Origin of the sequence: Aliidongia dinghuensis (assembly GCF_014643535.1) — a bacterium.
GTDB classification, from domain to species: domain Bacteria; phylum Pseudomonadota; class Alphaproteobacteria; order ATCC43930; family CGMCC-115725; genus Aliidongia; species Aliidongia dinghuensis.
Genome location: NZ_BMJQ01000002.1, coordinates 384,055 through 407,770 on the forward strand (window position 1 = coordinate 384,055; position 23,716 = coordinate 407,770).

The window sequence follows — 23,716 nt, forward strand, 5'->3', positions numbered from 1 at the left end:
ACGTCTCGCTCCAGGGCCGTAGCCGAGGAGAACACCCATGGAAATCGCGACCGCGTCGCTCGCCCCGCCCGGCCTGTTCGCCCGGTTCGACCGGCTGCTCGGGATGACCGTCGAAGCCGCGGCCGCCCTCCTCGTCGTGGCCGAGGCCGTTCTCCTCGGCTGGGCGACCACGGCGCGCTATCTGTTCAACAGCCCGCTCACCTGGTCCGACGAGCTCGCGACCGTGCTGTTCGTGTGGCTGTCGATGCTGGGATCCGTGGTGGCGCTCCGGCGCGGCGAGCACATGCGGCTCACGACCTTCGTGCGCAACATGCCGCCCGCTTGGCGGGCGCGCGCCGACGCGCTGGGCCTGGTCCTGGTCTCTGCGGTCCTGGTGGCGCTCATCCCGCCCAGCCTGAAGCATGTGCAGAACCACCTGGAGGGTGCGACGCCGGTCCTCGAAATCAGCGAGGCCTGGCGCGAGGCGGCGCTGCTGGTCGGCACCGCCCTCATGCTGGTGACGGCGATCGACAAGCTCGTGCAGCATGCGACACCGCTGCAGGTCGCGGGCTCGCTTGCGGTCATGATGGTCATGGGCGGCGGGCTCTACCTCGCCATGCCGCTCTTCGACGATCTCGGCAACTACAACCTGCTGATCTTCTTCCTGGGGCTCTTGAGCTTCTGCATGATGCTCGGCATGCCGATCGCCTTGTCCTTCGTGCTGGCGACGGTCGCCTACCTGCATTTCACGTCGACCATCCCGCTGTCGATCGTGCCGGCCCGGCTCAGCGCCGGCATGTCGAACCTCGTGCTGCTGGCCGTGCCGATGTTCGTGCTGCTGGGCGCGCTCATCGAGGTGGCCGGGCTCGCCCGGGCGATGATCGCCTTCCTGGTCTCGCTGGTCGGGCACCTGCGCGGCGGCCTGCAATATGTCCTCCTGGGCGCCATGTATCTCGTCTCCGGCATCTCCGGCGCCAAGGCGGCCGACATGGCGGCGATCGCGCCGGCGCTGTTCCCGGAGATGCGCAAGCGCGGCAACCGCCACGGCGACCTGGTCTCGCTCTTGTCGGCCTCGGCCGTCATGTCCGAAACGATCCCGCCGTCGATCGTGCTCATCACCGTCGGATCGGTGACCGGCGTCTCGATCGCGGCGCTGTTCACCGGCGGCCTGCTGCCGGCGGTGGTCGGCATGATCGCGCTCTGCTTCGTCGTGTTCATGCAGACCCGGCGGGAGGACATGAGCAGCGCGCGGCGGGTCGATGGCCGGACCCGCCTCAAGCTCTTCGTGTGGGCGGTGCCCGGCCTGGGATTGCCGATCGTGATCCGGACCGCCGTCGTCGACGGCATTGCGACCGCGACCGAGGTCGCGACCATCGGCGTCATCTACACGATCCTCGTCGGCATCTTCGTCTATCGTGAGTTCGACTGGCGCAAGGTCTATCCGATCCTGGTCGATACCGCCTCGCTGTCGGGCGCCATCCTGCTCGTGGTCGGGGCCGCGACCGGGTTGGCCTGGGCGCTGACGCAGTCGGGCTTCTCGCAGGACCTGGTGGCGGCGATGGCGGGCATGCCGGGCGGACGCTGGGGCTTCGTCGCGATCTCGGCCGTCATGTTCGTCATCCTGGGCAGCGTGCTCGAGGGCGTGCCGGCCATCGTGCTGTTCGGGCCGCTCTTGTTCCCGATCGCCCGGCTGATGCATGTGAACGAGGTCTATTACGCGATCGTCGCCGTCTTCTCGATGGGGCTCGGGCTGTTCACGCCGCCGTTCGGCGTCGGCTTCTATCTCGCCTGCGCGATCGGCCGGGCCTCGCCCGACGATGTCATCCGCCATGTCTGGCCGCATCTGGCCGCGCTCGTCGTGGCACTCATCCTGATCATCGCCATCCCGTGGATCTCGATCGGCTTCCTTTGACGGCACAATCGGATGGATGATTGACAGCAAAGGGCGGCGACCGATCCGCCTCGCACTCGCCGACCCGTACTCCATGGAGCCGACCCGCCTTGGCCATGAACGATACCGATCGACAGAGCGGCCGACTGGCAGACCAGGTCTACGAGCGCCTGCTGGGCGATATCGTGCGCGGCACGCTGCCGCCGGGCACGCCGATGGCGGAGCTCGACCTGTGCCAGCGGCTGGGCGTCAGCCGCACGCCGGTGCGCGAGGCGCTCATCAAGCTTGCCGACGCCGACCTCGTCCGCATCCTGCCGCAGCGCGGCAGCTTCGTGGCGCCGATCTCGTTCGAGGCGTTCCGCAACGCTCAGTTCATCCGCGAGCATCTCGAATGCGCGCTCGTCGGCGAGGCGGTTCGCTATATCGACGCGACGTCACTGCGCGAGCTGACCGAGATCATCGAGCGCCAGGACGAGGCCGCCGCGGCCGGCCAGAGCGAGGCGTTCTACGAGCATGACGAGGCGTTCCACGACGCGATTGCGCGGCTGAGCCGCTATGTCGGCGTATGGACGGTGATCCGCCAGACCAAGATCCATTTCGATCGCGTGCGCCATCTGACGCTGGTCCTGGACGCCGACCACATCCCGCTCCTGATCGAGCAGCATCGCGAGATCCTGGACGGGCTCGCCAACTGCAACGAGGCGCAGGCCGTCGCCGCCATGCGCCGCCATCTGCGCGAGGTGTTCCGCCGTGCGAACGCGGTGATCGCCCAGCAGGAAAGTCTGACCAAGCTCAGGGCGCAGCGCGCGGCCGGCTGAGCGGAAAGCGTGCCAGCACCGCAAACCGGCCGGCCACCTCGCCGCCGATCACGTCGAGGGCGCCGGCCCTGACCCAGACATGGGCGGCCAGCCCCTTCGCCGCCCCTGCTTGGGTCAAGGTCGGCGCCGTGCCGTAATAGAGCACGGATGGGACGCCCCTGCGCCGCAGCATCCAGTGCGCGGCGACGCCCTGCTGGAAGCAGACCGCCCGCCATGGCACGCGCCTGGCGCCGGCGACCACGGCCCAGCGGACGCGGGTGATCAGCGCCTCCGGCATGTCGGCCAACGGCGCCGCCGCGCTGTCGCCGCGGCCGAGCAGCCGGACCAGCCAGCGAAACGGCAGCGCCGCGATCGCGACCCGGGCGATCGCCAGCAGGAGGACCGCCTCGCACAGGAGCGCGCGATCGGGCCAGGCGAGCCGCCGCCACTTGCGCAGTGCCGCCGTCATGGCGCTGCCCATCCTGTGGTCAACTGAAGACCGCCTGATAGAGGAAGCCGTCGCCATGCCGGCCGATCGGCACGAGGAAGATCGCCATCTCGCCCAGGCTGTCATGCATGAGCCGGTGCGTTCTCTGGGCAAGGCAGGCGGGACCGGGACCCGCGAACTGCAGCTGGAACGGGCTTGCGCCGTCTCGGCCGGTCGGTCCGGGCAGAGCCCCCGCCTCGATGAGGGCGATCGCCATGCTGGCGTTCTCGCCGATGTCGACCGAGAAGGTCTCGCCCAGGTGGGGGACGAATGTCTCCAGCGCCCACATGCGTCCTCCAGCGACGGTCGCCTACCGCATTTCGCTCAAATTGAACTTAAACTCGAGTGCAACCCCTGGCAATATCGGGGCGCTTCGCTCCGTTCGAGGGGGGATCCATGACCGTCGAATTGTCTGACACGTCAAGGGTTGCGCGCGGCCAAGGACATTTGAGCGCCGACATGGGCACGCAGACCGTTCTGATGAGTATCGATCACGGGAAATATATCGGCCTCGACGCGGTCGGTACCGCGATCTGGCAGCGGCTGGCCGAGCCGGTCAGCGTGCGGGATCTCTGCGCGCAGCTGATGAGCGCCTTCACCGCCGACGCGGCGGAACTGCGGCGCGACGTGCTGGCCTTCCTCACGCGTCTTCACGCCTACGGGCTCGTCGATATCGATCCGGCCTGACATGGCCATGCCGGCCGGGCCGGACGGCTATCTTTGCGGCTGGCGCGTCCGCTCGGAGCTGCCGCTGCCGGAACTCTCGCCCTGGCAGGGGATCGACCGGCCACCGGACATCACCGTTCGTTTCGGGCCGGTTCCGGAGCAGCTGCCGGACGTCGTCGGCGAGACTCCGTTCATGCAGATCGGGCGCGACGGCAGCGGTCTCCTGCGGATCGACGCGGTCGGCGGCTATCTCGTGCGTCGGGACGAGGTGGTGATCGAGCCCCGGGCGGGCGCCACGGACGCCGAACTCCGGCTGTTTCTGCTCGGGTCGGCGCTGGGCATTCTCTGCCACCGGCGCGGGCTCTTGCCGCTGCACGCCGCGAGCATCGGCTGCGATGGCGCGGCGGTCGCCTTCGCCGGCCCGTCGGGCGCCGGCAAATCGACGCTGGCGGCCGCCCTGGCCCAACGGGGCTACCCGCTGCTGTCGGACGACGTCTGTGTGATCGATGCCCATGCCGCCGACGGTCCCGTGGTGCTGCCGGCATTTCCCCGGCTGAAGCTCTGGCACGATTCGCTGACGGCGCTCGATCTCGCGGCCGAAGGGCTCGAGCGCAACCGTCGGTTCCAGGAGAAATACCATTATCTGGCGCGGCAGGGGGATGTCGCAGGGCCTGTGCCGCTGGCGGCGATCTATCTGCTGGAGACGGTATCCGCGGGCGAGGACTGGTCCGTCCAGCGGATCGAGAAGCCGTTCGAGGCCGTGCGCGCGTTGCACGACCAGGTCTTCCGGCGATCCGTCGCGGTGGCGCTCGGCTATACGAACGCCCTGTTCCATGCCGAAACGCAGATCGCCGCGCGCGTCCCGGTCCTGCGTTGGCGCCGGCGCAAGGACTTCGCGCGGCTCAACGAGGACGTGGCGCGACTGGCCCAATCCTGGATCGCATGAGCGGCCTGATACTCCTCGCGTCATATCCCAAGTCGGGCAATACCTGGATGCGGCTCGTGCTCGAGACGCTGCGCCGGGAGGGGCAGCGGCCGGCGCTCGACGCGCTCGGCATCGAGAGTGCCGCGGCCAGGCTCAGGTACGACCAGGCGCTCGACATCGAGACTTCGGACCTGAGCCCGCTCGAAATCGCCCGCGCGCGGCCGTGGGTTTCGGCGCAGTGCCGGGCCGCAGCCGATGGCCGGATCCTGAAGATGCACGATGCCAATCTGACGCCCCCCGGCGCAGCGGGCCCGCCGTTCGACCCAGGCGCCGTCGATCGCGTGCTCTACATCGTACGTGACCCGCGCGATGTGGCGCTGTCGTTCGCGCGCCATTTCGGGTTTTCGCTCGACCAGGCGGTCGCAAGCCTTGCGGATACAGCTTTCTGGATGGGGCGGTCGGAAACCGGCCTCAACCCGAACCTAGAGCAATTCCTGTCGAGCTGGAGCCGGCATGTCGAAAGCTGGCTCGACGCGCCTGGCCTGACGATCCTGTGCCTGCGTTATGAGGACCTGCTGCAGGCGCCGCTCGAAAGCTTCGCCGCGGCTGCGCGCTTCTTCGGTCTGCCGGCCGATGCCGATTTGCTCGGCCGGGCCGTCGATGCTTGCGCGTTCGCGGCACTCGCCGCGGAGGAGCGCGCGCTGGGGTTCCGTGAAAGGCATTGGGATGCGGCCGCACCATTCTTCTATCGCGGCAGGGCGGGTGCCTGGCGCGAGGGCCTGCCGGCGGCGCTCGTCGAGGCGATCGGGCGCGACCACGGGCCGGTCATGCGCCGGCTCGGCTACGAGGCGTGACGCGCGCTCACATGTTCCCGCCCTCGAGGCGACGGATGAAGCGCCCGGCCGACAGCGTGAAGGGCAGGGCGAACTGATAGAGCACATAATTGTCGGCGCGAATGTCGTGGGCAGCCGGCCAATCGTCGATCAGGCGGCGCAGGCGCGGCAGATCAAGGCATTGCTGCGCGAGCGGGCTCTGCTCCAGCCGGGCGACCTCTGCGGCGAGTTCCTTGCGCGCCGCGGTGGCGACGCCGTGCCAGTCGGCCATCTGCAACCCTCGGCGCCGCTCCTGCAGGATTTCCGGCGGCAGCAGCGGCGCCATGGCCCGGCGGATGAGCGCGCGCGGCTCGCCCTGGTGCAGGAACTGCTCCTCCGGTATGGCGAGGCAGAATTCGACAACGCGCCGGTCGCTGGTCGGGTCCAGCATGTCCACGCCGAATTGCCGCCGGAGCGCCGCCGCCATGTGCCCCCGATGATCGCTGCGATCGAACACCGCGAGGCGGAGCCGGCGGCCGTCCCAGTCGACCAGATTGCCGAGCGATCCGCCATGCCGTACGGCCCGCGCCTCGAGGCCGGATCGTTTGAGAAACGCCGGATTGATCAGCGAATAGTCGGGCAGCGCCAGTTCCGGCCGGCCGAACCGCTGCCGTACCGCGCGGGCCGCGGGAAGCGGCAGCAGCGGCAGCAGGGTCATGGCCAAGATCGACGACCATCTGTGACCGCTGCGCGCCCGCATCTGCGCCATGCTCTGCGCCAGGCGCCGCCAGTGCATCCTGCGTGCCAGTGCCGGCAGCAGGGTGAGCCCGTCGTAGCTCGCGGTCATGTTGCCCAGGTTGCCGGTTAGCATCACCTTGCAGCCCCGGTGCGCCGCGGTGCGCGCCATGTGATCGACGCCCGGCACGCCGAACACGCTCAGCACCGGCCAGTCCTGCACGGCCTCGCGCCGGTCGAGCGCGTCGAGGAACGGTTCGGGGAAATTGGGGATCAGCACATGCTCGATGTTGGCGTGTCCGCGCGCCACGGCGGCGGCATGGGACGACTCGTCCGCGAAGCGGCCGGGGCCGGGGTCGCTGACCTCGCCTGTGGGCGCCATCGTGAGCGCGATCAGCGGGCGGTCCTGCTCGGCGAGCGCACGCGCGGCCAAGGCTGTGACGCTGCTGCTGTCGAGCCCGCCGCTCAGCTGCGTGGCGACGGGGCCCTGTGTTCCGATGCGACAGCGGACCGCCTGGTCGAGCAGGTCATGCAGCGCCTCCGCATAATCCTCGTCGCGCTTCAGCCGGAGCGTCGGCAGGTCCTCCGGCCGCCAGTAGCGGTCGATCGTGACACGGTTGTCCCGCCAGACGACCCTGTGGCCCGGCGGCACGCGGCAGATGTCCCGGTAGAAGCTGCGCGAAGGTTCCCGCGGCAGGCGCGCGAGCCACGCCGCCATCTGGTCCTCGTCGAGCTGCTTCGGCACGCGCGGATGGCACCAGAGGCCGCGCTGCTCGCTCGCGAACAGGATCTCGTCCGGCCCCAGCCAATAGAACATCGGCCGCAACGCGCCCGGATCTGAGGCGAGCAGCAAGGTCCGTTCGCGCGCGTTCCAGACGGCGCAGGAAAAATCGCCGAGGACGCGGTCTGAGAACGCGGCCCCCGATTTCCGGTAGAGGTGGAGGAGGAGTTCGGCGTCCGACAGACCGGTGCTTGGGCCGAGTCCTAATTCGCCGAGCAGTTCGGCTCGATTGTCGATCCGCCCGTCGACGACGGCGGTGCCGTCCGTGTCGGCGAACAGGCCGCCGTCGTCGCATGCCGCCAGGCCCGCGCTCGCGCCGGTCCAGCGCCGCGTGGCGGAGCGCGGCCCCCGGCACAGCGCCGACAGCGAGCGCTCAAGCTCGGCCCGCACATCCGCCGCGGCTGGGATGCCTCCGCAGATCGACATGGGCTACCGGGCGCGTCTTTGCGGCGCGTGGCGGTCCCGGGCCTCGCGGGCGCTACCCACGAATTGCCGTCGCTTACGAGCTTGAGGTGGGTTCTGTGATCGGCGTAGGACCCGCCTCGGCCTCCGTCACGTCGAACACCTCGATGACCGGTGCCTGCCAGATCGGCTTCGCCTCGGCATTTTCGGTCGCCGCCGCCGCCTCCATACCCATCGTTGATCCCCCTCTGGATATGCCATCCTATGATTGATGCCTGGGCCGATCCAGCGTCGCCGAGCAGTACGGGAGCCCACGGCACAGGGCCTCGAAGGAGCACTCAAGCTCGGCCCGGACGTCCTCTGAGGCTACGACGCCTCTGCAGACCGATATGGCTTGCCAGGCCTGTCCGGGCGCCGCATCGAGATTTCGGGCTTTGCGGCTACTCACGACTTCCTGCCGCTTACGAGCTGACGCCGCCTTCTGTGATCGGCGTAGCCCCGGACTCGGCCTCCGACACGTCGAACAGCTCGATGACCGGTGCCTGCCAAATGGGCTTCACGTCGCCATTTTCGATCGCTGGTGCCGTCTCCATACCCATCGCTCGGTCTCCCTTTGGATAGGTCGCTGCACGATTGTAGTTTATGATGTGCACTTCCATAGCGTGCGGGAAGGGTTGCGAGATTGCAAGAAGGCGCGTGAGCGAGAAATTTCAAATTCTCCACTTATAGTTGCTGATGAAATCTGATATAACCCAGTGACGGCGTACCTCTGGCTACATGAGCGAGGGAGCGATGTCGGACTATTTCATCGGTGAAATCAGGGCGTTCAGCTTCGCCTTCGCGCCATCCGGCTGGGCGCTGGCCAATGGCGCATCCTTGTCGGTCAATCAGAATCAGGCGCTTTATTCGCTAATCGGAAACGCCTACGGCGGCAACAACGTCGCCTTCAATCTGCCCGACTTGCGCGGCCGAACGCCGATCCATTCCGGGGTGAGCCGCACGGGCAGCGGGACGACTTATCAGGTGGGCAATCAGGGCGGATCGGAGACGGTCGCGCTGGCGGCAGACCAGATCCCGCTGCATAACCATGCGCTGGAGGCGTCGACGACCCCAGGCATCGGCGGCAACCCGTCCGGTCACTATTTCGGCGCGGTCGCGGCGGACCCGGACGGCAACACGCCAAACCTCTATGGCGCGTTGGGCGCGTCGCCGGTGCCGCTGTCCTCGACGATGCTGGCAACGGTGGGCGGCAGTGCGGGCCATAACAATATGCAGCCCTTCGCCGTGGTGAATTACTGCATCGCGCTGACGGGCCTCTATCCGATGCGCCCGTAGGCACCCGCGTCAAGGCAGATCGGAGGATCCGATGGAAGCCTATCTCGGCGAAATTCGCATGTTCGCCGGTCCCTACGCCCCGCAAGGCTGGGCGCTGTGCGACGGCTCGTCCCTATCCGTCTCAGGCAACGAGGCGCTCTACGCGCTCATTGGAACGACCTGGGGCGGCGATACGACCAACTTCAAGCTGCCCGACCTGCGCGGCCGCCTGCCGATCGGCCAGGGCCAGGGGACGAGTCTGACCGCGCGCACGATCGGCCAAACCGGCGGCGGGACGCAGGCTGCGCTCGATGCGTCGACGCTGCCGGCTCATACTCACGCCGTCATGGCCAGCACCGCCGCCGCCACGTCGACCGAGCCCGGGGCGGCACTGGGCCTCGCCACCACAGCTTATCCGGGCAGCAGTTCGAGCCTGCAGCCGCTCGCCTATCTGCCGGCGAACACGACCGGCGCGACGAAATTTGTCCTGGGGGAGCAGACGATATCCACCATGGGCGGGGGCGGCGCCCATGACAATGTGATGCCGTCGCTCTCGATCAACTACATCATCTGCACGCAGGGCATTTATCCCACGCAGCACTAGGAGGAGGCGTCGTCATGGACGGCTTCATCGGCGAGATCCGCGTGTTCCCCTGGAGCTGGGCGCCGCAGGGCTGGCTACCGTGCAACGGGCAGGCCCTGCCCATCGCGAATTACCAGGCGCTCTATGCGGTGATAGGCCCAACCTTCGGCGGCGACACCCAGCAGTTTCATCTGCCGGATCTCCGAGGTGCTGCCGCCACGGGCAGCGCCGCCGCGAACGGCAACGGCGTCTTCGCCGGCAGCGAGACAGAGACCTTGCTTCTTTCGCAGATGCCGGCGCATAACCACGAGGCGACCATCATCTACGAAGCCGGCAACGTGGGCGCGACCTCGGGGCCCGTATCGGGCGGCAGTCTGCCGACCCGGGTCTATTCCGGCACCAAGAACGCGGCTGGCACACCGCTCATCTCGCCGTCTTTCACACCGACCAACCCGACCACCACCCTGAATTCCGCCTCCATCGCCCCGGTCGGCAAGGGACTGCCGCACGAGAACCGTCAGCCCTATCTCGCGATGCAGTTCTGCATCTGTGCCCAAGACGGCGTGTTCCCGATCCGGCCGTGACGGCAGCGGCTGACGCGGCGCTGCCCCCCGCGCTGCCGCTCTCGGCGGCGCCGCGGCAGCTGGGCCTCAACCTCAGGCCGCGGACCGACCACGACCATCCCTTCCTGGCCGAGCTCTACCTCGCGGTCCGGTGGCCGGAGTTCGCCCAGGCTGGCTGGCCCGACGCGGTGCTGCGTCGTTTTCTGCTCGATCAGTTCGCGCTTCAGACCCGGCACTACGACGATGTCTATCGCGATGCCGAATTCACCATCGTCGAGCGCGGCGGTGCCGCGATCGGCCGCCTCTATCTGTTCCGCGGCGCCACGGATCACCGCATTGTCGACATCTCGCTCAAGCCCGATGCATGCGGGCAGGGGATCGGCACGGCGCTGCTGACCACCGTGCTTGACGAGGCGTTCGGTCAGGGCAAGACCGTCAGCATCCATGTCGAGCAGTTCAATCCGGCCCTGCGGCTCTATCGCCGCCTGGGCTTTCGCGAAATCGGCGAGCGCGGGCCCTATCTGCTGATGGAGGTCCGGTCAGACCAGCGGCTGTCGCCGCAATCCTAACCGCGGCCGCTCCCGGAAGGGGCAAGCCGCCACCGGCGGACGGCCGATCGTCCCCCGTGCGCGATGCGGCGCCGTAGCCAAAGCGGCAGGCGAAGCAGCGGGTAGAGTCCGGTGGCCCATGGCGGCAGCGGCAGTCCTTCCATGTCGTCAAGGCTGAAGAGGATTTGGCGCAGCTGGCCGAGCCAGTAGCGCCAACCGTCGCCGAGCAGGAAGCCGGAGAGAAAGACGAGCGAGGTCGCGAACCGGCGGTCGAAGAGCTCGGCCGCACCCGCGCCTGCCAGGCAGTGCAGGGCAATAGCCTCGAGCCAGCGGGCGCGCCGATCCACGCCGATCTTGGTTGCGAGCGCCGCGGGCAGCGGCAGGTCGAACAAGCGCCGGCACAGCAACAGCGCCTGATCGACGCTCCGGCCCGCTCCCATGGACCGCGCCGCGCGGTACAGCCGCTCGATGCCGGCTGCATCCTCGCGCGCCAGCAATGTCCCGATGTCGGCCAGCCATTTGAGGCGCGACCAGCCGTGGGAGGCGCCATGGAGACAGAGATAGGCGAACAGCGCCGGCCCGCCGAGCGTTTCCAGGCTCTGCTGGTTCGACAGGTCGATGCGGCGAGTCCCGTCGAAGCTGCAGTCCGGCGCCGCCGGATTGTCGACGAGGCGCCAATGCACGTCCACCTGCTGCCTGGTTTGCCGATGAACGAAGGCGCATTCCTTGGCGTGGCGCAGATAGCGTCGGACCAGGTCCGGCCGCATGCCGGCCGGCGGCACCACTCGGACGTATCCGGCCTCGGCCAGGATCTCGAACGACGCATCGAGCTCATCGGGAGCGACCAGCAGATCGATGTCCTTGGCGTGGCGGAGGCTCTGCGTTCCGTACACAAGCTGAGCCAGGCTCGTACCCTTGACGAAGCGGACGGGGATGCCGGCGGCCTGGAAACGGGCCTGCAGCCGCAATGCCTCCGCCCCGAGGGCGAGGCTGGCGCGGGCCAGCGCGCTTGCCAGCGCGCCCAGCGCCTCGCGGACCGTGGGCGGCACGGCGGCCTGCGCCCGGAAGAGGCCGGCATGCAGCAGGCCCTCGACGCGATGGCGCTTGGCAAGCGCCAGGGCCTGATCCCAGTCGACGCGGGCTGCCGCTTCTCGGATGGCACGGCAGTGCCGCTCGGACGGCGGCCAGACCGAACAGTCGGCGAGCAGCCGGAATTCGGGCGGGGCAGCGAAGAGGCGGGATGATTTTCGGGCCGGCAAAGACTCGCTCCCGATGATGGTCGGCACCGGACAGCGTCCCGGTCACACAAGCTTGAGGCAAATTGTCCCAGGCTCGCAAGCGGAGGTACGCTTGCCCCATGCTTTCATGCGCGCTCGCCTTCTCCCGCTGTCGTTGCGCCCCAATTTTGACACGCGTGTACGATTGTCGCGTCCCGTCGAACCCCCGATGATCGAAACGTCGTGCGTCTTCGGCTTGGATCCTGACCGCATTTTTCTCGTGAAGACGCGTCTTCTGAAAGAAAAATCGGGAGGGTGCCATGTCTCTATTACGATGGACACTTTGCAGCGCGATCGCCTTTTCCGCCTGCCTGGGCGTAGCGCACGCTCAATCCTATCAGCGTATTGGAACAATACCGATTCCCGGGCAACCGCTCGAGCAGTTCGACATCAGCTGGGTTGATCCGACGACCGAGACCTATTTCCTCGCCGACCGGTCCAACGCGGCGCTCGATATCTTCAATGCGGCGACTGGCACGCTCGTTGCGCGCGTGCCGGGCTTCGCCGGCTTCAACAAAGCCAAGGGCACGGACGTTGCGGGCCCGGATGGCGTCGTCGTCGTGGGCGACGAGGCCTGGGTCGGCGACGGCAACAGCACGGTCAAGGTCGTCGACCTCAACCTGAACCAGGTCGTCGACGTGGTGTCGACCGGCGGCAAGAAGCGGGCGGACGAGCTCGCCTATGACCCGCGGCACCACGTGATCGCGATCGCCAACGACGCGGACTCGCCCCCGTTCATCAGCCTGATCTCGACCGTCCATACCAATCGCCATGTCGTGAAGAAGATCCCGTTCCCCGCCGCGACCAACGGCATCGAGCAGACGGTCTGGAACCCCAATACCGGCTTCTTCTATACGTCCATTCCCCAGGTCGGCGGCTATCCGGACAACGGGGCCATTGCCGTGACCGATCCCGTCTCCGGCACGGTGCTGACGAACTTCCCGGTCGAGAAATGCCAGCCGGCCGGCCTGGCGCTCGGGCCCAACAATACGCTGTTCGTCGGCTGCGGCTCGGCCTCCGTCGTCAACAAGGATCCGCCCCAGGTGCTGGTGCTCAATGCTGCCAACGGCGACCTGGTCGATCGCTTCACCTCGTTCGGCGGTGCCGACGAGGTATGGTTCAACCCCGGCGACCGCAATTTCTACGTGGCCGCCAACGGCAATCCGACCGGCGGCGTGCTGGGCATCGTCAGCACCACCTCCAACAGCGTCGTGGGCACCGTGCCGACCTCGAAGGGCTCGCATTCGGTCGCGGCCGATCCGGTCAACAACCACGTGTTCGTGCCGCTGCCGGCGAACCCGTCGGATCCGCAGTGCCTCGCCGGCTGCGTCGGCATCTATGGCTTGAAGTAACTTCGCGAAATAGCGGCCTTGCTGCCCCGGACCCTTCGTGGGTCCGGGATTTTCATTTGGCCTCTGCCAGCCGTGCCAGCACCGCCGCCAAGGTCGGCGCGCCGCGCCGGCCGCCGAACACCTCGCATTTCATCGCCGCGGCGACGTTGGCGACGCGTACCCGGCGCACGAGATCCCAGCCGCGGACGAGCCCCAGCGCATAGGCGCCGTGCCAGACGTCGCCGGCGTTGAGCGTATCCTGCGCCGCGATCGGGATCGCCGCGACACGGCTGAGCGCGCCGTCCGTCAGCATGAGCGCGCCTTCAGCGCCGAGCGTGACGCCGACGACGACGGCCGGCAGGTCGGCTGCGATCGTCGTGAGCGCTTCGCCGACGTCCGCCCCCGGGACGAGCGACAGGAGCGCCGGCTCCGAGAACAGCACATGGTCGGCGAGCGGGATCATCCGGCGCAGCAGTTCGGGCGGTGCCACGTCGGCATCGAGGATCGTCGGCACCCGGCAGCGCCGCGCCTCGGCCAGCACCGGCTCGGCCGCTTCCGGCCAGCGCATGTCGACCAGCACTGCCGCCGCGTCGGCGATTTCGTGGAGCGGCAGCCAGCCGGGGTCCCGATCGAGCGCCGGGTCGGCGAAGGGCACGACCAGGCGCTCGCCCTCCGCATCGACGATGATGGTCGAGATCCAGGTGCGCCCATCCGGCACACGCCGGACGCGGCCATGGCCGACGCCCTCGCGTGCGAGATCGTCGAGGAACGCGTCGCCGGTCGCATCGTCGCCGATCCGGCTCCACAGGTCGACCCGCCCACCCAGGCGCGCGATCGTCACCGCCGCCGCCGTCGCCATGCCCGAGGCCGCCTGCACCGCGTCCTCCGCCAGCACCTTGGTGCCGTGGCGCGGGATCGCCGGCACGCGCAGGATCGTGTCCCAAAAGGCGCAGCCGAGCGAGATGATCGGGCGCTCGGTCGCGGATGAAGAGGGGAAGGACAAGGTTTGCTCGCAAGCCCGGAGGGAAGGGAGACTGCGGTGCGCCGGCGCCTGCTCGCAGTCGGCGCTTACGATAGGGCGATTTCACCGAATTTCATCCGGCAAATCCATGCCCGGCGTGGCTGTCTGCCGCGCGTCCCGGCGATGGACGTGTGGCGGCCGCTTGCGCTAAACCCTTGCCCCTGCCCGGGCGTCCCTCCGCGGGCGCGCGGTGCCGGGCGCGTGTTTTCCCGATACGGACTATGCATCTGATGACGCGATCGATCTCGACCGGCCGCAAGGTCCTGGGGGCGGCTCTTTTCCTGGCGCTTGGCGCGCCGCTGCCGGCCTTCGCCCATGCGATCCTCATGGCCTCGACGCCGGCGGTCAACGGCACGGCTGAGGGGCCGGACGTCTCGTTTGATCTGCGCTTCAACAGCCGCATCGATCACAAGCGCTCGCGCCTGACGCTGACATTGCCGGACCGGAGCCAGCAGGTGCTGCCGATCGCGGAGGACGGGCCGGAAGACCAACTCACGACCAAGGCGGCGCTCAAGCCCGGCGCCTATACGCTGCGCTGGCAGGTGCTGGCGATCGACGGCCATATCACGCGCGGCGACGTGCCGTTCACCGTCGGCGGGAACTGACCCGCCATGGCGCTGCTCATCGACCTGTTCGGCTACCTGTCGGTCATTCTGCACGGACTGACCATCGTCGCCCAATCCATGGCGCTGGGCGGCATCCTGTTCCTGATCTTCCTGGCCCGGCCGTTCGCGGACGCGCTCGGCACGGTCGGCGACGACATTCTGCGGCGCACCCGCCGCATCGCTGGCTGGGCGGCCGTGGCACTCATCGTCTGCGAGGCGGCGACGATCGCGCTGCAGGGGGCGGTGCTCATCGGCACGGTCGACTTGAGCTTCGCCGATGTGATGTCGGCCGATTTCGCCATCGCCGGCCAGATCAAGATCCTGGCGGCGGCCCTCCTGGTCGTGCTCGCTTTCGGCTTCCCCAACACGCCCCGGCCGGTGCTGGCCGGCGTCGTGCTGCTGGAGCTGGCGGCGGCGACGCTCACGACCCATGCCAATGCCCGGCTCGAGGACCGCGTGCCGCTCTTGATCGTCGAGGGCCTGCACCAGCTGGGCGCGGCCATCTGGATCGGCGGCATCCCGAGCTTCATCATGGCGCTCGGCCGCTGCCACGACGGCATGGCTTGGCGCAAGGTCGGCAAGCGCTTCTCCCAGATGTCGACGGTCGGCGTCGCCTGCATCCTCGTGTCGGGCGCCACGATGACCTACCTCTATGTCGGCGACCTGCCAGGCTTCTACGGCACGGCCTACGGCGTCATGGTCGGCGCCAAGATGGCGATGTTCGCCGGTCTCCTGTGCCTCGGCGCCATGAACTACCTGCTGGTCGAGCGGCTCAGGACCAATCCCGCGACGCCGATCACACGGCTGAAGCGCTTCGCCGAGGTCGAGATCGGTATCGGCTTCACGCTGTTCTTCGCGGCGGCGTCGCTCACCTCGGTGGCGCCGGCGATCGACCTTTCGACCGACCGCGTCACCTGGAACGAGATCGTCGAGCGCAACACACCGCAGATGCCGGTGCTGACCTCGCCCGACCATGCTGCGCTGGCATTGCCGGCGCTGCAGCAGAAGCTCGACCAGGAGGCTGAGGCACAGAAGAAGAACCCGCCGCCGGCGTTCGTGCCCGGCTCCGGCGACCTGCCGCCGCGCAATCTCGATGACATCCGCTGGTCGGAATACAACCATCATTGGGCCGGCCTGTTCGTGCTGCTGATGGGTGTGCTGGCGCTCGCCAATCAGGCGAAGCTCGCCCGGCCAGTCACCAAACATTGGCCGCTCGTGCTGCTGGGGCTGGCGGTCTTCCTGTTCCTGCGTTCGGACCCGGAGGTCTGGCCCCTGGGCGAAGAGGGCTTCTGGGAAAGCTTCCGCGACGTCGAGGTGGTGCAGCACCGCATGTTCGTGGCGCTCACCGTCATCTTCGGCCTGTTCGAGTGGCGCGTGCGCGTCGGCGGGCTCGCCAAGACCAAGGCGGCGCTGGTCTTCCCGATCATGACCGCGCTTGGCGGTGCGCTGTTGCTGACCCATCAGCACGCGATCGCCAACGTCAAGGATCAGCTGCTGATCGAGCTCACCCACACGCCGCTGGCGCTCGCCAGCGTCGCGTTGGGCTGGTCGCGCTGGCTCGAGATCCGGCTCGATCCGCCGGGCAACAAGATCGCGGGCTGGATCTGGCCCGCCTGCTTCATCTTCATCGGCTTCCTGTTGCTGTCTTATCGTGAGATCTGACCGCAAGTTCCTGTAGAGTTGCTCCGCCGGGCGGCGGCGACGTCGCCCGGTTGCTTTGCGTGCAGAGAGGGAGAAGGCAGCATGGCGTCGATCTTCAAGACCGGACGGCAGGCCGATCCCTGCACCATGGTCATCTTCGGCGCCTCGGGGGACCTGACCAAGCGGCTGCTCGTACCGGCGCTCTACAACCTCAAGCATGCGGGCCTGCTGCCCGAGGGCTTCCGCCTGATCGGCATCGCGCGCAGCCCGCTCGACGATGAGACGTTCCGCCAGGAATTCACCAAGGCGATCACCGAGTTCGCGACGACCGACGTCGACATGGCGGAGTGGGAGGATCTGGTCGCGCGCGTCACCTACCATTCAGGCGCATTCGACGATCCCGCGACCTATCAGACGCTCGCCGATGACCTGGCCGAGGCGGCGGGCGGACCGGACGCGATCGGCAACTGCCTGTTCTATCTCGCGACGGCGCCGGAATTCTTCGCGCCCATCGTCGAGCGGCTGGCCGCCGCCGGCCTCACGCGCGAGCAGGGCGAGACCTGGCGCCGCGTGATCGTCGAGAAGCCGTTCGGCCACGATCTCGTCTCGGCCCGGGCCCTGAATGCCGACCTGCTGGCTGTGCTCAACGAGCGGCAGATCTATCGGATCGACCATTACCTGGGCAAGGAGACGGTCCAGAACATCATGGTGTTCCGGTTCGCCAACGGCATCTTCGAGCCGCTGTGGAACCGCGACCATATCGACCATGTCCAGATCACGGTGGCCGAGACGGTCGGCGTCGAGGGGCGCGGCAGCTTCTACGAGCAGACCGGTGCGCTCCGCGACATGGTGCCGAACCACCTGTTCCAGCTCTTGTCCTTCATCGCCATGGAGGCGCCGACTTCGTTCGCCGCCGACGCGCTGCGCTCGGAAAAGGTCAAGGTGCTGGACTCGGTCCGGCCGATCGACCCGGCTTCGGTGCCGATGGACGCCGTGCGCGGGCAGTACGGCGCCGGTGTGCTCGCTGAGAAGCCGGTCTGGGCCTATCGCGCCGAGCCCCGGATCGCGGCCGATTCGGTGACCGAGACCTATGCGGCCTTGAAGCTCAACATCGACAATTGGCGCTGGGCCGGCGTGCCGTTCTACATGCGGACCGGCAAGCGGCTCCGCCGCCGCATGAGCGAGATCGCGATCCAGTTCAAGCGGGCGCCGATCGCGGTGTTCCGCGACACGCCAGTTGAGGATGTGGGGTCCAACCTCTTGGTGCTGCGCATCCAGCCGGACGAGGGCGTGTCGCTGCAGTTCGGCGCCAAGATCCCGGGCACGGCGCTCGACATCGGCAATGTGAAGATGAACTTCCAGTACCAGGATTATTTCCAGTCGGCGCCCTCGACCGGTTACGAGACGCTCATCTACGACGCCATGATCGGCGATGCGACCCTGTTCCAGCGGGCCGACAATGTCGAGGCCGGCTGGCGGGTGGTGCAGCCGGTGCTCGACGTCTGGGCAAGCCGTCGGCCGCGCGACTTCCCGAACTACGAGGCCGGCACGCAGGGGCCGCGCCAGGCCGACGAGCTGCTCGCGCGCGACGGCCGGGTCTGGCGCAAGATCTAGGCGCGGGTTGCTGGCTTAGGGTTTCGAGGTGAAGTCCGGCTTGCCGGTCTCGATGTCGACCGGGACCGAGACATGCTCGTGGACGATCAGCCACTGGCCCTTGATCTTGCGATAGACGTCGGTGACCCGGACCGTGAAGTCGATCGGCTTGCCGTCGGTGCCCTTGCCGACGACGTGCTGGATGCTGTGGCCATAGCCCATCGAGCCGTTCGCGGCGACCGTCAGGTCGCTCAGGGTGAATTGCGGTGCCCCGTCGAAAGTCGCCAGAAAAGCCTGCCAGTCCTTGCGGTAGGCAGCCCCGCCGACATACTGGCGGGGCGGGACGACGTCGAACACGACCAGGCTCTCGTCCGGCACATAGACCTTCATGATGCCGTCCAGGTCCTTGGCGCTGAACGCGGCGGCGAAGCGGGCTTCGAGGGTCTTGATCTTGGTGACGTCGGCATCGCTGGCCGAGGCGGCCGTGGCGGCAAAGAGCATGGCGCCAGCGGCCAAGACGTTCGCGAGGCGAATCTGCATCTGTCCCTCCCGTTCGTTCGACGGCGCGTCTCCGGCCGTCGCGCCGATCGGCTAGGTATTATTGTACCTTAGTCGGTAAAGATTCCACGCCGCCATCGAGTTGCTGTCGCGGATCTCGCCCGAGCGCATCATGTCCTCGAACTGGGATACCGTGACCTTGCGCACGGTCATGTCCTGTTCCTCGAGCTCGGGCGCCCGCTCGGTCGGCGAGAGCCCGGTCGCGAGGAAGACATGGCAGCCGTGGCTCGCCATGCCATAGGCGCAATAGAAGAAGCCGAGGGGTTCCAGCTCCGCTGCCAGCAGCCCCGCCTCCTCGCGCAACTCGCCGCGCGCGACCTCGGCCGGATCGGCGTCCGGCCGTTCGTGCCAGGCGCCCTGCGGGAACTCGGCGAAGCGGCCCTGGACCGGGTAGCGATATTGCTCGACCAGCCACAGGTCGTCGCCCTGGCGCGGGATGACGAGGGTGAAGTCGAGCTTGTCGATGACGCCATAGAGCCCGCGCGAGCCGTCGGCGCGCTCGATCACGTCCTCGCGCACGCGGGTCCAGGGGTTCTCGTAGACGAGCCTGGTGGAGACGGTCTTGATCATGGGGCATCCGGCTTGCGTTGCGTCGCGGCAGAGCCTAACCCAGTCTCGCGCTTGAACCAAATCTCGGCGCCCGCTGTTTTTTATCGATGCGAGCTTGGGCCCGCGGCGTTTGGAACAGCGGAGCGGTCAAGAACGTGAAGAAACAGATGGCCCTCTGCGGCCTGGCGGCGCTGCTGCTGGCGCTGCCGGCCGCAGCACAGGAAACGGCCTACACGACGACCAGCGTGACGCTCGATGCCGGCCCCGACACCGACTATCCGGCCCTGGTCGAGCTTGCTCCCGGCACGCCGCTCGATCTCTGGGGCTGCCTCGACGGCTGGACCTGGTGCGACGTGTCCTACGGTGACGCGCGCGGCTGGGTCAGTGCCGAGGCCCTGGCTTTTCCCTATGAGGATCAGTCCCTGCCGATCGACACATATGGTCCGGAGCTCGGCCTGCCGATCGTCGTCTTTTCGTTCAACGACTATTGGGACCGCCATTATCGGGACCGGCCGTTCTTTCGCGAGCGCGACCGCTGGGAACACCATGCGCCGCCACCACCGCCGCTTCGCCATGAGGGCGAGGGCAATCAGGGCGCCCGGCCGCCCGTTGTGGCCCCCCGTCCCCAACCGATGGAACAGCGCCCGCAGCCGGTGATGCGGCCACCCGAGCAGCGAGTCCCCGAGCAGCGCCCGCTCGAGCAGCGCCCGCTCGAGCAACGGGCCCCCGAGCAACGGCCACAGGCGCCGCCGCGTCCGCAGCCGGCGCCGCGCCCGCAGCAGCCGGCGCCCCATCCACAGGAAGAGCGTCGCGGTCAGCCGGGGCCGGGCGATCAGCCGCGCTGACTTAGCGGCGAAGCGCGAAGGCGATCGTCATGGCGACGCCGATCGCGATGATGGCGACCCGCAGATGAGCCTGCCGCATGCGCTTGGCGGCGGCAGGGCCGGCGAGACCGCCCAAGACGGCGCCCACGAGCATGACCAGGGTCTGGGGCCACCACACCTTGCCGGCGATGATGAAGCAGACGACGGCGGCCGCGTTGAGCGTGCCGGCCAGGAGCGTCTTCATGGCGTTCATGCGGTGGATGTCGTCGAGCCCGAACAGGCCGAACAGCGCCAGCATCAGGATGCCGATGGCGCCGCCGAAATAGCCGCCGTAGATCGCGATCAGGAATTGCACCGCGAGCACGGTCGAAGGGCCGATGCGCACGAGGCGCGCGAGCCGCGGCGTCAGCTGCCGGCCGACCGCGAACAGCAGCGTCGCAAGCCCGAGCAGCCATGGGATGACGGCATCGAACGTCCGCTGCGGCGTCAGGAGCAGCAGGAGCGCGCCCAAGACGCTGCCCGCCAGGCTGACGGCCAGGATGGCGCCCATGCCGATGCCGTCGAACGGCCGGAAATCCCGGCGATAGGCCCAGGCGCTGACGAAGCTGCCTGGAAATGTGGCAACCGTGCTCGACGCGTTGGCGATGACCGACGGCACGCCGGTGAAGACCAGCGCCGGAAATGTCAGGAACGAGCCGCCGCCGGCGACGGCATTCATGACGCCGGCGGCGAACGCGGCGGCAAAGAGCAGCAGGTTCGCGAGCATATTGTCCAATCAGATGTGGCCTGCTGGGACGGAGTTGGCGCTCGAGCTAGTTCACTTCCAGTCGGGGGGAGGTTGGAAGGATACTGCGCGCGGTGTCGCCTCGATATTCCGACGATCGAGCCGTCGGCGCAGGACAACGAAGATGATCGCACCAAGTGGCACGGAGAAATGCAGCATTATGGGGCCATAAAGGCCGCTTTGCGACCAGCCGGCACCGAGCAATTGGACGAAGGTAGGCGTCACATAGAGGGAACCGTTCGTCCAATTCAGCGAAAGCTGACCGATGCCGAACAGAATGAACAGCAGCCATAGCCACTTGCGCCGTCGCATTGTCGTCAAGGTGCAGATGATCGCCGTTATCACGATGAACAGCGGCACCAGAGCTGTTAGCCCCAAGAACACGTAGAACGCAGGTTCCTTCCCAGCGAGAGTGAAACGATTGATGTTCTCGAGTGAGTCTGGTAGTGGCGATATATGAAATTGATCGACGAGAATCGATGCATTTTGTTTCGAGAAGCCAATGTCGATCAAAAGCCAAGTAGTGCTAAAATGATACTGAAATTCCAAGGAGACGTGTTCTTTACTAACGCCGGAGACCGATTTTACGAAGAATTTGTTCAAGTTTATCAACTGGATATTTAGTGGCGGTTCCGATGGGAACAATCCCGCCGCCTGGTCCATTGCGTCCCGTAGGGTTGCGGTTTTTACTCGAGGATCTAACAGCGGATCGATCTGGTCGTATTCCTTTGCCTTCAGCAGCGTGACGAAACGCTCGGCAAAATCTCGATCCTCTTTGCTGACATTGATCGATGCTGCGCTGCATGCCGCCAGCACAAAGAGGAGTCCTACAACCCACGCGACTGTTTTGGGCAAAGTGCTGCTCCATCGCTAAACCGAGAGTGTAGTTAGCGGCTTCGCAGCGGGCTTAGCAACCTGCTACGACACCTGCCGCCGGATCCGGCGGTCGACCGTGCGGATGAGGCGCTTCGGCTCGAAGGGCTTGGCGATATAGTCGACCATGCCGGCGGCGAGGCATTGCCGCCGGTCGCCCTCCATGGCGTTCGCGGTCAAGGCCACGATCGGCAGCGCCAGGGTCGCCGTGGACAGGGCCCTGATCCGGCGCGTCGTCTCGAGCCCGTCCATGCCGGGCATCTGCACATCCATCAGCACGAGGTCGGGCAGCCTGAGGTCGGGGTTCTGGGCCGACTCCGGCAGGCGTGCCGCAATCAGGTCGATCGCCGCCTGGCCGCTCGCTGCGGTCTCGACCGTGAAGCCCGCCTGGGACAGGATCTCCTCGACGACCATGCGGTTGATGATGTTGTCCTCGACCACCAGGACCCGCCCATCGCGCTGCGCGGGCGCGACCACCCCGCTCTCCTCCAGCGTCGCGCCAGCGTCCGCCTCCTCGAGGACCGCCTCGTCGGGGATCGCGGGCAGCGGCAGGCTGAACCAGAACCGGCTGCCGCCGCCGGGACGCGGCTCGGCGCCGATCCGGCCGCCCATCATCTCGACCAGCTGGCGGGAGATGTGCAGGCCGAGCCCGGTGCCGCCGAACCGGCGTGCAATCGTGCCGTCGGCCTGCTCGAAGCGGGCGAACAGGCGCTCGATCGCGGTCGGGTCGAGCCCGATGCCGGTATCGGCGACCTCGATCCGGATCCGCCCGGGCGCCTCGACGGCGACCGTGACCGTCACCTCGCCGGTCTCGGTGAATTTCACCGCATTCGACACCAGGTTCAGCAGCACCTGGCGAACGCGCGTCGGATCGCCCAATACGCGTCCGAACGTAGACGCGCCGGGTGCCGCGGCGCGGGCCAGGCTCAGGCCGCGCTCGTGGGCCTTGGGCGCCATCAGCCTGATCGCCTGGTCGACCAGCTCGTCGAGATCGAACGGGATCGTCTCGAGCGAAAGCTTGCCGGCCTCGAGCTTCGAGACGTCTAGCACGTCGTCGATGATGCCAAGCAGGGTCTCGGCCGATTTGCCGATCGTCTCGGCATAGAAGCGCTGCCGGTCGTCGAGCGGGCTGTCGAGCAGCAGGTGATTCATGCCGATGATGCCGTTCATGGGTGTGCGGATCTCGTGGCTCATCATGGCGAGGAAGGCCGACTTCGCCGCGTTCGACCGGTCGGCCGCCTCCTTGGCCAGCGTCACCGTGCGCTGCTGGCGCTTCAGCTCGGAAATATCGATATGCGTGCTGTAGGCGGTGCCATCCTGGTTGCGCTGCTCGATGACGCGCAGCCAGCGATCGCGCGGCAGCTGCACCTCGAACGGCGCGCCCGCGAAGCGCCGATGCTCGGCCAGCATCCGTGACCAGTGCTCGTCCGAACGCTGTGGCGATTGATACGGCGACTGGCTGAGCCAGACCGCCGCCAGGACCTCTTCGTAGCGCCGCCCGACCACGTCGTCACGGCTCGGGAGGCCATAGAGCCGGAGCGCCTGCTCGTTCACCTGGACGATGCGGTCGGCGGCGTCGAGCACCATCACGCCGTCCGCGACATTCTCCAGGATCGCGCTGTCGCTGCTGCCGCTCAGCGCGTGCGCCGCCACCGTATTGACGCCCGGGGCGTCGATCTGCGTCCAGACCCGGATGCGGCCGCCGCCCGGCACCGGCTGCGAGGCGACGCGCACCCATTGGCCGCGGTGCTCGAACACGAAAGGACGCGTCTGCGCGCGGTGGCGCGCGATGCCGTCCTGGACGTACTGCTCGATATGCGGCAGCTCCTCGGCGCTGAGCCGCTGCCGGTAGAAGCGATGCAGGTTGGCGCCGTAGGGCTCGCCCTCGTGCACTGCGCCGTCGTGCTCGGGGAACAGCCGGAGGAACTTGCGATTCCACAGCACGGTACGATCGTCGTCGTCGAACAGGCAGACGGCGATGTTCAGGCTGTCCAGCAGCTCGGCCATGAAGCCGTATGGTGCCCATTTCGGGTCCATCGATCGGTCCCGCGTGTTCCCTCTCGTGCAGTAAACCATTCTCCTAGAGGCCAGGAGGTTAACGTTTCGCGCAATTTGAACCGTTCCAGAATTGGGACGGTCTCATCGCCAAGAAGCGTTTGACAGGTCTCGACCGAATG

The 23,716-nt window shown here is 67.5% G+C and carries 25 protein-coding genes and 1 pseudogene; 14 read left to right on the top strand and 12 right to left on the bottom strand.

The annotated features are described in order from the left end of the window. Positions 1-37: 37 nt before the first annotated feature. Positions 38-1,891, top strand: coding sequence for a TRAP transporter large permease (locus IEY58_RS05110; protein ID WP_189043153.1), 1,854 nt, complete (start codon positions 38-40; stop codon positions 1,889-1,891). A 95-nt stretch (positions 1,892-1,986) separates the two neighbouring features. Further along, the gene (locus tag IEY58_RS05115) at positions 1,987-2,688 is read left to right on the top strand and encodes a GntR family transcriptional regulator (RefSeq protein WP_189043538.1); all 702 of its coding nucleotides are present in this window, start codon (positions 1,987-1,989) and stop codon (positions 2,686-2,688) included. Here the strand turns inward: IEY58_RS05115 and IEY58_RS05120 are convergent. Both IEY58_RS05120 and IEY58_RS05125 read right to left on the bottom strand, forming a co-directional pair. Beyond that, positions 2,663-3,136, bottom strand: coding sequence for a lasso peptide biosynthesis B2 protein (locus IEY58_RS05120; protein WP_229743496.1), 474 nt, complete (start codon positions 3,134-3,136; stop codon positions 2,663-2,665). The genes IEY58_RS05115 and IEY58_RS05120 overlap by 26 nt on opposite strands. A 19-nt stretch (positions 3,137-3,155) precedes the next feature. After that, positions 3,156-3,443 carry a DUF6916 family protein gene (locus IEY58_RS05125; protein ID WP_189043162.1) on the bottom strand — a complete coding sequence of 96 codons (288 nt, stop codon included), beginning with the start codon at positions 3,441-3,443 and terminating at the stop codon, positions 3,156-3,158. Positions 3,444-3,550: 107 nt separating this feature from the next. On the opposite strand from IEY58_RS05125, the gene IEY58_RS05130 reads away from it, so the two are divergent. The 3 genes and pseudogenes from IEY58_RS05130 to IEY58_RS05140 all read left to right on the top strand — a co-directional run bounded on the left by IEY58_RS05130 (position 3,551) and on the right by IEY58_RS05140 (position 5,599). Then, positions 3,551-3,841, top strand: a complete 291-nt coding sequence (locus IEY58_RS05130) for a PqqD family peptide modification chaperone (protein ID WP_189043166.1) — start codon at positions 3,551-3,553, stop codon at positions 3,839-3,841. 322 nt (positions 3,842-4,163) lie between these two features. Continuing rightward, positions 4,164-4,283: pseudogene (locus tag IEY58_RS34775) on the top strand (HPr kinase/phosphorylase); the annotation flags it as partial. Positions 4,284-4,762: 479 nt separating this feature from the next. Continuing rightward, a complete protein-coding gene (locus IEY58_RS05140) occupies positions 4,763-5,599 on the top strand; it encodes a sulfotransferase domain-containing protein (protein WP_189043170.1) in 837 nt (278 codons plus the stop codon). A 7-nt stretch (positions 5,600-5,606) separates the two neighbouring features. Here the strand turns inward: IEY58_RS05140 and IEY58_RS05145 are convergent, their stop codons facing one another. The 3 genes from IEY58_RS05145 to IEY58_RS05155 all read right to left on the bottom strand — a co-directional run bounded on the left by IEY58_RS05145 (position 5,607) and on the right by IEY58_RS05155 (position 8,074). Next, a complete protein-coding gene (locus IEY58_RS05145; RefSeq protein WP_189043173.1) occupies positions 5,607-7,499 on the bottom strand; it encodes an asparagine synthetase B family protein in 1,893 nt (630 codons plus the stop codon). A 73-nt stretch (positions 7,500-7,572) separates the two neighbouring features. Next, on the bottom strand, positions 7,573-7,710 hold the full coding sequence (locus IEY58_RS05150; RefSeq protein WP_189043175.1) for a hypothetical protein: 138 nt from the start codon (positions 7,708-7,710) through the stop codon (positions 7,573-7,575). 226 nt (positions 7,711-7,936) lie between these two features. Beyond that, a complete protein-coding gene (locus IEY58_RS05155; protein ID WP_189043177.1) occupies positions 7,937-8,074 on the bottom strand; it encodes a hypothetical protein in 138 nt (45 codons plus the stop codon). Positions 8,075-8,267: 193 nt separating this feature from the next. Between IEY58_RS05155 and IEY58_RS05160 the strand changes: the two genes are divergently transcribed. Genes IEY58_RS05160 through IEY58_RS05175 form a run of 4 tightly spaced genes read left to right on the top strand, consistent with a single transcriptional unit; the run spans position 8,268 to position 10,504 of the window. Then, positions 8,268-8,810 carry a phage tail protein gene (locus IEY58_RS05160; protein ID WP_189043179.1) on the top strand — a complete coding sequence of 181 codons (543 nt, stop codon included), beginning with the start codon at positions 8,268-8,270 and terminating at the stop codon, positions 8,808-8,810. 31 nt (positions 8,811-8,841) lie between these two features. Continuing rightward, the gene (locus IEY58_RS05165) at positions 8,842-9,393 is read left to right on the top strand and encodes a phage tail protein (RefSeq protein WP_189043181.1); all 552 of its coding nucleotides are present in this window, start codon (positions 8,842-8,844) and stop codon (positions 9,391-9,393) included. A gap of 14 nt (positions 9,394-9,407) precedes the next feature. Next, positions 9,408-9,956, top strand: coding sequence for a phage tail protein (locus IEY58_RS05170; protein ID WP_189043183.1), 549 nt, complete (start codon positions 9,408-9,410; stop codon positions 9,954-9,956). Beyond that, positions 9,953-10,504, top strand: a complete 552-nt coding sequence (locus IEY58_RS05175) for a GNAT family N-acetyltransferase (protein ID WP_229743497.1) — start codon at positions 9,953-9,955, stop codon at positions 10,502-10,504. The genes IEY58_RS05170 and IEY58_RS05175 overlap by 4 nt, the downstream gene beginning before the upstream one ends. Here the strand turns inward: IEY58_RS05175 and IEY58_RS05180 are convergent. Then, positions 10,501-11,742: a nucleotidyltransferase domain-containing protein gene (locus IEY58_RS05180; protein ID WP_189043185.1), complete on the bottom strand. Its 1,242-nt coding sequence runs from the start codon at positions 11,740-11,742 to the stop codon at positions 10,501-10,503. The two genes, IEY58_RS05175 and IEY58_RS05180, sit on opposite strands and share 4 nt — an antisense overlap. Positions 11,743-12,020: 278 nt before the next feature. On the opposite strand from IEY58_RS05180, the gene IEY58_RS05185 reads away from it, so the two are divergent. Continuing rightward, entirely contained in the window at positions 12,021-13,112 is a 1,092-nt protein-coding gene (locus tag IEY58_RS05185) for a YncE family protein (protein ID WP_189043187.1), read from the top strand. Between the two features lie 52 nt (positions 13,113-13,164). On the opposite strand, the gene IEY58_RS05190 is transcribed toward IEY58_RS05185, so the two are convergent. Beyond that, on the bottom strand, positions 13,165-14,094 hold the full coding sequence (locus tag IEY58_RS05190; RefSeq protein WP_189043189.1) for a PfkB family carbohydrate kinase: 930 nt from the start codon (positions 14,092-14,094) through the stop codon (positions 13,165-13,167). Positions 14,095-14,342: 248 nt separating this feature from the next. Here IEY58_RS05190 and IEY58_RS05195 point away from each other — a divergent pair, with 248 nt between their 5' ends. The 3 genes from IEY58_RS05195 (at position 14,343) to zwf (ending at position 17,972) form a co-directional block, all read left to right on the top strand. Then, positions 14,343-14,717, top strand: coding sequence for a copper resistance CopC family protein (locus tag IEY58_RS05195; RefSeq protein ID WP_189043190.1), 375 nt, complete (start codon positions 14,343-14,345; stop codon positions 14,715-14,717). Positions 14,718-14,723: 6 nt separating this feature from the next. Beyond that, a complete protein-coding gene (locus tag IEY58_RS05200) occupies positions 14,724-16,379 on the top strand; it encodes a copper resistance D family protein (RefSeq protein WP_189043192.1) in 1,656 nt (551 codons plus the stop codon). An 81-nt stretch (positions 16,380-16,460) separates the two neighbouring features. Next, on the top strand, positions 16,461-17,972 hold the full coding sequence (zwf, locus tag IEY58_RS05205) for a glucose-6-phosphate dehydrogenase (protein ID WP_189043194.1): 1,512 nt from the start codon (positions 16,461-16,463) through the stop codon (positions 17,970-17,972). 15 nt (positions 17,973-17,987) lie between these two features. Here zwf and IEY58_RS05210 read toward each other — a convergent pair whose 3' ends face one another. Continuing rightward, on the bottom strand, positions 17,988-18,491 hold the full coding sequence (locus IEY58_RS05210; protein WP_189043196.1) for a YybH family protein: 504 nt from the start codon (positions 18,489-18,491) through the stop codon (positions 17,988-17,990). A 51-nt stretch (positions 18,492-18,542) separates the two neighbouring features. Continuing rightward, entirely contained in the window at positions 18,543-19,079 is a 537-nt protein-coding gene (locus tag IEY58_RS05215) for an NUDIX domain-containing protein (protein ID WP_189043198.1), read from the bottom strand. A gap of 134 nt (positions 19,080-19,213) precedes the next feature. On the opposite strand from IEY58_RS05215, the gene IEY58_RS05220 reads away from it, so the two are divergent. Continuing rightward, positions 19,214-19,903: an SH3 domain-containing protein gene (locus IEY58_RS05220; protein WP_189043201.1), complete on the top strand. Its 690-nt coding sequence runs from the start codon at positions 19,214-19,216 to the stop codon at positions 19,901-19,903. Position 19,904: 1 nt separating this feature from the next. On the opposite strand, the gene IEY58_RS05225 is transcribed toward IEY58_RS05220, so the two are convergent. The 3 genes from IEY58_RS05225 to IEY58_RS05235 form a co-directional block, all read right to left on the bottom strand. After that, positions 19,905-20,648 carry a sulfite exporter TauE/SafE family protein gene (locus IEY58_RS05225; RefSeq protein WP_189043204.1) on the bottom strand — a complete coding sequence of 248 codons (744 nt, stop codon included), beginning with the start codon at positions 20,646-20,648 and terminating at the stop codon, positions 19,905-19,907. A gap of 51 nt (positions 20,649-20,699) precedes the next feature. Beyond that, positions 20,700-21,521 carry a hypothetical protein gene (locus tag IEY58_RS05230; protein ID WP_189043205.1) on the bottom strand — a complete coding sequence of 274 codons (822 nt, stop codon included), beginning with the start codon at positions 21,519-21,521 and terminating at the stop codon, positions 20,700-20,702. Between the two features lie 63 nt (positions 21,522-21,584). Next, complete coding sequence (locus tag IEY58_RS05235; protein ID WP_189043207.1) at positions 21,585-23,576, bottom strand: ATP-binding protein; 1,992 nt, start codon at positions 23,574-23,576, stop codon at positions 21,585-21,587. Positions 23,577-23,716 lie beyond the last annotated feature (140 nt).

Excerpts from the sequence above, each read along its gene's own strand:
- IEY58_RS05140 (WP_189043170.1), top strand. The coding sequence starts at position 4,763 with ATGAGCGGCCTGATACTCCTCGCGTCATATCCCAAGTCGGGCAATACC.
- IEY58_RS05225 (WP_189043204.1), bottom strand. The coding sequence starts at position 20,648 with ATGCTCGCGAACCTGCTGCTCTTTGCCGCCGCGTTCGCCGCCGGCGTC.
- zwf (WP_189043194.1), top strand. The coding sequence starts at position 16,461 with ATGGCGTCGATCTTCAAGACCGGACGGCAGGCCGATCCCTGCACCATG.
- IEY58_RS05120 (WP_229743496.1), bottom strand. The coding sequence starts at position 3,136 with ATGACGGCGGCACTGCGCAAGTGGCGGCGGCTCGCCTGGCCCGATCGC.
- IEY58_RS05195 (WP_189043190.1), top strand. The coding sequence starts at position 14,343 with ATGACGCGATCGATCTCGACCGGCCGCAAGGTCCTGGGGGCGGCTCTT.
- IEY58_RS05160 (WP_189043179.1), top strand. The coding sequence starts at position 8,268 with ATGTCGGACTATTTCATCGGTGAAATCAGGGCGTTCAGCTTCGCCTTC.
- IEY58_RS05210 (WP_189043196.1), bottom strand. The coding sequence starts at position 18,491 with ATGCAGATTCGCCTCGCGAACGTCTTGGCCGCTGGCGCCATGCTCTTT.
- IEY58_RS05130 (WP_189043166.1), top strand. The coding sequence starts at position 3,551 with ATGACCGTCGAATTGTCTGACACGTCAAGGGTTGCGCGCGGCCAAGGA.
- IEY58_RS05150 (WP_189043175.1), bottom strand. The coding sequence starts at position 7,710 with ATGGGTATGGAGGCGGCGGCGGCGACCGAAAATGCCGAGGCGAAGCCG.
- IEY58_RS05200 (WP_189043192.1), top strand. The coding sequence starts at position 14,724 with ATGGCGCTGCTCATCGACCTGTTCGGCTACCTGTCGGTCATTCTGCAC.
- IEY58_RS05115 (WP_189043538.1), top strand. The coding sequence starts at position 1,987 with ATGAACGATACCGATCGACAGAGCGGCCGACTGGCAGACCAGGTCTAC.
- IEY58_RS05155 (WP_189043177.1), bottom strand. The coding sequence starts at position 8,074 with ATGGGTATGGAGACGGCACCAGCGATCGAAAATGGCGACGTGAAGCCC.
- IEY58_RS05165 (WP_189043181.1), top strand. The coding sequence starts at position 8,842 with ATGGAAGCCTATCTCGGCGAAATTCGCATGTTCGCCGGTCCCTACGCC.
- IEY58_RS05145 (WP_189043173.1), bottom strand. The coding sequence starts at position 7,499 with ATGTCGATCTGCGGAGGCATCCCAGCCGCGGCGGATGTGCGGGCCGAG.
- IEY58_RS05125 (WP_189043162.1), bottom strand. The coding sequence starts at position 3,443 with ATGTGGGCGCTGGAGACATTCGTCCCCCACCTGGGCGAGACCTTCTCG.
- IEY58_RS05235 (WP_189043207.1), bottom strand. The coding sequence starts at position 23,576 with ATGGACCCGAAATGGGCACCATACGGCTTCATGGCCGAGCTGCTGGAC.
- IEY58_RS05185 (WP_189043187.1), top strand. The coding sequence starts at position 12,021 with ATGTCTCTATTACGATGGACACTTTGCAGCGCGATCGCCTTTTCCGCC.
- IEY58_RS05110 (WP_189043153.1), top strand. The coding sequence starts at position 38 with ATGGAAATCGCGACCGCGTCGCTCGCCCCGCCCGGCCTGTTCGCCCGG.
- IEY58_RS05215 (WP_189043198.1), bottom strand. The coding sequence starts at position 19,079 with ATGATCAAGACCGTCTCCACCAGGCTCGTCTACGAGAACCCCTGGACC.
- IEY58_RS05170 (WP_189043183.1), top strand. The coding sequence starts at position 9,408 with ATGGACGGCTTCATCGGCGAGATCCGCGTGTTCCCCTGGAGCTGGGCG.